General features: G+C 68.1%; 3 protein-coding genes. 2 read left to right on the top strand and 1 reads right to left on the bottom strand.

The features are described 5' to 3' along the window. Position 1: 1 nt before the first annotated feature. Positions 2 to 2455 (bottom strand): EcoAI/FtnUII family type I restriction enzme subunit R, encoded by a 2454-nt coding sequence (gene hsdR, locus ABD236_RS31040; RefSeq protein WP_344079503.1) that lies wholly within the window; start codon positions 2453 to 2455, stop codon positions 2 to 4. A 1694-nt stretch (positions 2456 to 4149) separates the two neighbouring features. Between hsdR and ABD236_RS31045 the strand changes: the two genes are divergently transcribed. Both ABD236_RS31045 and ABD236_RS31050 read left to right on the top strand, forming a co-directional pair. Continuing rightward, positions 4150 to 4884, top strand: coding sequence for a class I SAM-dependent methyltransferase (locus tag ABD236_RS31045; protein ID WP_344079506.1), 735 nt, complete (start codon positions 4150 to 4152; stop codon positions 4882 to 4884). Positions 4885 to 4966: 82 nt separating this feature from the next. Next, on the top strand, positions 4967 to 6235 hold the full coding sequence (locus tag ABD236_RS31050) for an MFS transporter (RefSeq protein WP_344079509.1): 1269 nt from the start codon (positions 4967 to 4969) through the stop codon (positions 6233 to 6235). The last annotated feature ends 210 nt before the right edge of the window (positions 6236 to 6445 follow it).

Here is a 6445-nt window from a genome sequence, read left to right on the forward strand (position 1 = left end):
GTTATACGACGTCGAAGACCCGCTTAGCTAGGTCGTCGATCGCCTCGTGCATCTGCGGCGCCCCGCCGAACCGTGCGGCCAGCTGCCGGATCGTACCCAACTGCTGGAAGGGTGGTACGCGCAGCGCGCCCGCCTCCAGCTCCGTGGCACCCTTTTCGGTGAAGCGATCCAACAGCGCGTCCAGCACCTCACGCGCCTCAGGTGCGAAGCTCTTGAGGAACTGATCGTGCTCACGGCGTACCCGATGGGCCCGCTCGGACCGGCTGATCAGCGGCAGCTCCCAGGCCGCGTTGATCAGCAGATCAATGGGGTCGGCCTCGGGATGGGCGAGCTTGCGCAGCAGGTCCTCCTCTGTGATGCCGATCTCTTCGCTGTTCAGGCGCTCGCGCAAGATGTTGCGACTCTTAGCGGTGGCCCACTGCGTCCTCAGATCCGTCGGCGACAGCTTCAGCTCCAGCACACGGTCATGCACGTATTCCCGGTACTGGACCATGCGCATGCACTGGCCGTCAGGGTGCAGCTGGTAGTGCATGTCATTCCAGACGAAGACCTCCACTCCGTTGACGTAGATGCGCCGGGTACCGCGACTCTGGATCTCATCGACGCGATCCTCGTCCGTGATCACCGTCCCGTCGTCATCCGCAGGAAGTATGCCTCCATCCCCCGACTGGAAGTCCGCTTCCGGCTCTGCGACCTTTTCGGCGAGGCCCCCCGGACTGTCCAGCTCTTCGCGCTCGATCAGCTCTCCCTGCTGGTCTGTCCGGTCATTGATGACTCTCAGCGGCGGGCCGTCGAACTCGGGATCGTTGAACAGAACAGTCGCATCAACGAAATCGATGATGTCGAAGGACCCCTTGTCGATGTCCAGGCACAGCCGGGTGCCTCGCCCGATGATCTGCTTGAACTGCGGCATGGAGTTGATCCGGCGCACGATCACGATGTTGCGGGCCGAGGGGATGTCCACGCCGGTCGTCAGCATCTGGCTGGTCACGACGATCACGGGCTCGTCAGTGTCGTCCCGCCGGAACCGATCCAGGAGCTCTCTTCCCGGTTTGCCGTCGTCATCGGTGATCCGGCAGACGTAGTCCGGGTAGCGCGCGACGAGGTCGAGGTTCGCCTGGTTCAGCGCGGCGACCATGCGGTGTGCGTGATCGTTGTTCTCGCAGAAGACGATCGTCTTTGCCATCCGGTCCGTCTCGGCCAGGTAGTCCGTGAGGTACTGGGCCACTTCTTCGGTGCGCTCCTCGATGGCCAGGACCTTTTCGTAGTGGCGCTGCGTATAGACCTGGTCCGGGATGGGGTTGCCGGCAGTGTCGAGTTGCCCGGGCTCAGGCTTGAAGCCCGTCATGTCGACGTTCAGGTGAACCCGCCTCAGACGGTACGGAGCCAGGAAGCCGTCCTCGATTCCGTCTTTCAGGGAGTACTCGTAGACCGGCTCACCGAAATAGCCGTAGGTGTGCCGCTCCGAGTCCGCAATCGGCGTCGCGGTCAACCCGAGCTGTACGGCCTGAGAGAAGTGGTCGAGGATGCCCCGCCATTTTCCTTCTTCGGCCGAGCTCCCGCGGTGGCATTCGTCCACGATGATCAGGTGGAAGTAATCCGGAGGGTACTGGCTGAAGAGTGCGGCCTCGTCGCCCCGGCTGCTGTCCAACGACTGGTACAGCGCGAAGAAGATCTGCCGGGCGCGCTGCACCCCTCCGCTGATCTTGTGGACGACGTCTCCGAAGACTGGCTCGAAGTAGTCGTCCTTCGGTTGGTCGACCAGGATGTTGCGATCCGCCAGGTAGAGCACGCGGGGCTTCTCGCCTCCGTTCCACCCGCTCTCGCGCAACTTTGAGACCAGCTGGAACGCGACCATGGTCTTGCCGGTGCCCGTGGCCAGCGTCAGCAGGATCCGCTTCTGGCCACGGGCTATCGCCAAGAGCGCCTCGTTGACCGCTCGACGCTGGTAGTACCTGGGGCGTTTGGGGGTGAGATCATTGTTGCGCAGGCGATGGTCGAACGGGGCGAGGATGAGCTCGCGCTCCAGATCGGTCGTGATCTTCTTCTCGCCGCAGTACCGCTGCCAAAGGTCCTCCGGGGACGGGAACGATGACACCCGGCGCCGGTTGCCGCCGATCTCGATCTCCCAGATCTCGATGCCGTTCGTGGCGTAGGCCACAGGCAGGCCCAGTCGGCGGGCATACCGCTTGGCCTGCTCGATTCCGGCCGCGACATCCACACTCGTCCGCTTGGCCTCGACCACCGCGAGGGGCACGTCGTCGCGGTACTCCAGGACGTAGTCCGCTATCAGTGCCCGCTCACGCCGATGCCGCCGCGGCGACACGACGAGCTTGCCGTCGTTGATCGAGTACTGCTCGCGGATCTGATCTTTGCTCCAGCCCGCCGCGGACAGCGCCGGCAGCACCAAGGCCCCGCACGTCTCCTGCTCGGTCAGTCCCCCTGCACTCGCCATACAAGATTCGTACATCAGGAGGAGGGGTCGGGGGGCGAGAATCCGTCAGCCGAGGGAGGAATCTGGGCTCCGGCGATCCGAGAGCGCCACCGTCTGGTTCCTTGTGTCCACTACACGTCCACACCTCATGAAGCGAACTTTCCATTTCGGCCCGCCAAGCATCTCGGTTCGCCCCAGCAGCGAAGCGGTTCCTGCACTCGCCCCAAGCGGTCGAACCTACTGATCAACGAATTCCGCTCCGTTGAGGCCAAGTCAGTCTCCACGCGCGACATTCCCGGCTCCCCCTCGGGGCAGGCGGTGAGGACTACCTGCGGGCCGCGCGTGGCTTGGAGCCTGACGCAGTGGAGTTTCGATACCGGCGGAGAGTGGCCGGATGCGGGCGCCTTGATGAGTGGTCGATCCCGCACCCCGCCACCCCGGACTCATGCCGCAGCCTGGCCCTCCTCCCACACCGGCACACCAGGTACCGGGAGTGTCTCGAACAAGACACTCCCGCCGCCACCGGTTCGGGAGCGGCTACCCTTGCCGAAGATGTTCTGGCCTGCGGCAAAGGCCACTTGAGGCTCCGCCCCGGCACCGGGGTGGAGCCTCTGCGCGTTGGAAAGCAATCCGCTGCGGCAGGGTTCGAGTCACCTCGCCGAGCTGGTGCTACGTCTCCGAGAGGCCGGTGGTGTTGTCCAAGCAGGACGGTGTCGGGACGTAGTCGGGACACAAGGACAGGAACAGATCGACAGAGGCAGGATGAGACTCACGCGCCTCATGCCGTCTGACCTGCAAAAAGGTCATAGATGGGCGTTGATCGACAAGGGCCGCCAAGATCCTCAAAGGACTCATAATCCGTCGGCCGTGGGTTCGAGTCCCACCCGCCCCACTCTGCGTTCCCTTCGCAGAAACGTTTCAACCTGCCGGGACGCCTGTGCAGGGGGGAGCCCCGACCGTCTTGGCGGTCGGGGCTCTTCGTGTTCGGGGGCCGTCGCGGGACGGGGCCCTGGGCGGGCGGCGGGGTCGGCCGGGGTGTGGCCGGGGGCGGGCGTCAACATGCCGCTGGGCGGCGTCCGGGTCCGGCCGGGGTGGTTCTCGGCGGGTGGCCGTCGGCCGGGAATGCGCGGAGCGGAATGGGAATGCGCCCGGTGCATTTCTGCGGGGAACTCCGGTGTCATTTTGTCTGCGGCTGTGTGGCCGGCTGGTCGCGCAGTTCCCCGCGCCCCTAAAAGCGGACGGCTGAGCGACACTCTCCGGCTACGCCCGACCCCGTGAGGGGCGCGGGGAACTGCGCGAGCAACCGGCCACCGGCCCGCAGTCGAGGGCGGGGTTAGGGGCGCGGGGAACTGCGCGGGCAACCGGCCACCGGACGGAGAGCCGACGTCGACAGGGCCCGCAGGGCCCGTTCCTTCAGGGGCGCGGGGAACTGCGCGAGCAACCGGCCACCGAGCCGCAGACAAGGACCGGGCACACCCCGGGGCGGGGGCCCGGGCCGCAGCCGGGGGGTGGGTGGCTCGCCGCCGCGGGGGTCGGGGCGCGCCCCGGGATTACCGGTGGCCCGAATCGTCATTCCCCCACCTGTCAACCCCGTTCAACCGCGGAGTTCCCGCGATTGAACGTCTGATCAGCCGCCCGGGCTTGTCCGGAGACGAGCGGGTCCGGGAGATTGACCGCATCACTTGATTTCCGCGCACGTAAACGGGAGGCACCACGTGAGCACGGAGCAGGTCTACACGGCGGGCAGCGCCAACTTCGACCCGCTGTACGCGGGGAAGGTGCGGACGGAGGGCCTGGGCATGAAGTTCGACTTCGCGCCCTGGAACATCCCCGAGCCGCAGCCCGTCGTCGTGGCCCTGGAGGCGTCCGGCGCGTTCCACGGCAAGGTGCTGGACGCCGGGTGCGGCACCGGGCAGAACTCGCTGCACCTCAAGAGCCGCGGCCACGACGTCACGGGCCTCGACTTCTCGCCCTCCGCCATCGGCCAGGCCCAGGAGCGCGCCCGGGAGCGGGGCGTGGACATGACCTTCGCGGTGTCGGACGCCACCAAGTTCGAGGGCATCGAGGGCGGCTTCGACACCGTGCTCGACTACGGGCTCTACCACGTCCTCAGCGACGAGCAGCGGCGCGCGTACGCGGCCGCCCTGCACCGCGTGACCGCCCCCGGCGCCAAGCTGCACCTGTTCGCCTTCGCGGAGTCGGAGCTGGTCGGTCTGCCGCCGCAGCAGCTGCGCGTCAGCAAGGAGAACTTCCGTACCAACCTCGACGGGACCTGGCGGATCCTCGCCATCGAGGACAGCCTGTGCACCACCAACCACACCCGTGAGTACTTCGAGAAGCAGCGCGAGGAGACGGGCGGCACCCTGCCGTTCGACCCGGACGCCTTCGACGTGGACGCGAAGGGCCGGATCGTCTACCCCATGTCGTACGTGCACGCCGAGCGGATCTGACCGTCGCCGTGACGGGGCCGGGCGTCCGCGCGGACGTCCCCCCGTCGCCGACCGGCGCAGGGCCCGCCGGTTAGCATCCCCCGTGACCGCCGATACCGATTCCCCGACCGCAAGCCGCAGCCGGATACTCGCCGACCTCACGCCGTTGCGCAGCTCAGCGCATTACCGGCGGCTCTGGTTCGGCAACACGATCTCCTGGATCGGGCAGGGGATGACCTCCCTGGCGATCTCGCTCCAGGTGTACGACATCACCGAGTCGAGCTTCAGCGTCGGCCTCGTCGGGCTGTTCTCGCTGGTGCCGCTGATGGTGTTCGGCCTGTACGGCGGGGCGATCGCGGACACGGTCGACCGGCGCAAGCTGGGGCTCGCCAGCGCGTCCGGCTCCGCCGTGCTGTCGGCCGGGCTCGCAGCCGCGGCCTTCGCGGGGTTCGCGCACGTCTGGTTCCTGTACGGGATCGTGGCGCTCCAGTCCGTCTGCGCCGCGCTCAACGGGCCCGCCCGCTCCTCGATGATCCCGAGGCTGCTGCCGCCCGGGCAGCTGCCGGCCGCGAACGCGCTGAACTCGATCACCATGACGTCCGGGACGCTGCTCGGCCCCATGCTGGGCGGCCTGATCGTCGGCTTCAGCGGCTACCAGTCGGCGTACTCGATCGACGCCGTCACCTTCGCCGCCTCGCTGTACGCGATGTGGCGGCTGCCGTCGATGCTGCCGGACCGGGAGGAGGGGGCCGGGGCGAAGCGGGCGTCCGTGCTCGACGGGTTCCGCTTCCTGGCCACCCGGCCCAACCTCCGGATGACCTTCTTCTCCGACTTCTGCGCCATGATCCTGGCGCATCCGCGCGCGCTGTTCCCGGCGGTGGCGGCGCTCTGGTACGGCGGCGACGCCCGCACCACCGGCCTCCTGGTGGCCGCGCCGGCGCTCGGGGCGCTGCTGGGCGGGGTGTTCTCGGGGTGGCTCAGCCGGGTCCACCGGCACGGGCTGGCGATCCTGCTGTCGGTGGGGGCGTGGGGCGCCGCGATCGCCGTGTTCGGCCTCACCCGCCAGCTGTGGCTGGGCCTGGTGTTCCTCGCGCTCGCGGGGTGCGCGGACACGGTGTCGATGGTGTTCCGCAACACGATGCTCCAGGTGGCGGCGCCGGACGAGATGCGGGGGCGGTTGCAGGGGGTGTTCATCGTGGTGGTGGCGGGTGGGCCGCGGCTCGGGGACTTCCTGGCCGGCACGACGGCGGATCTGGCCTCGCCGACGGTGGCCATTACGGGGGGTGGGGTGGCGTGTGTGGTGGCGGTGGGGTTGCTGGGGCTGAGCCGACGGGGGTTCGCACGCTACGACGCGCGCACGCCGGAGGCGTAGCGGGTTTTCACCCCCACCCCGCCCCTTCCCTGAACCCTCCGGGGGTGGGTGGGGGCTGAGGCGCTCTGCCGGGGGCTCCGCCCCCGGACCCCGTGCGGGGCTTCGCCCCTGCGCCCCGCTTTCGCCTTTGTCTGCGGCTGTGTGGGTGGCTGGTCGCGCAGTTCCCCGCGCCCCTAAAAGATCGGTGGCTGAGCTGAGTTCTCCGACTGC

The sequence above is a fragment of the Streptomyces crystallinus genome (genome assembly GCF_039521265.1).
GTDB lineage: Bacteria > Actinomycetota > Actinomycetes > Streptomycetales > Streptomycetaceae > Streptomyces > Streptomyces crystallinus.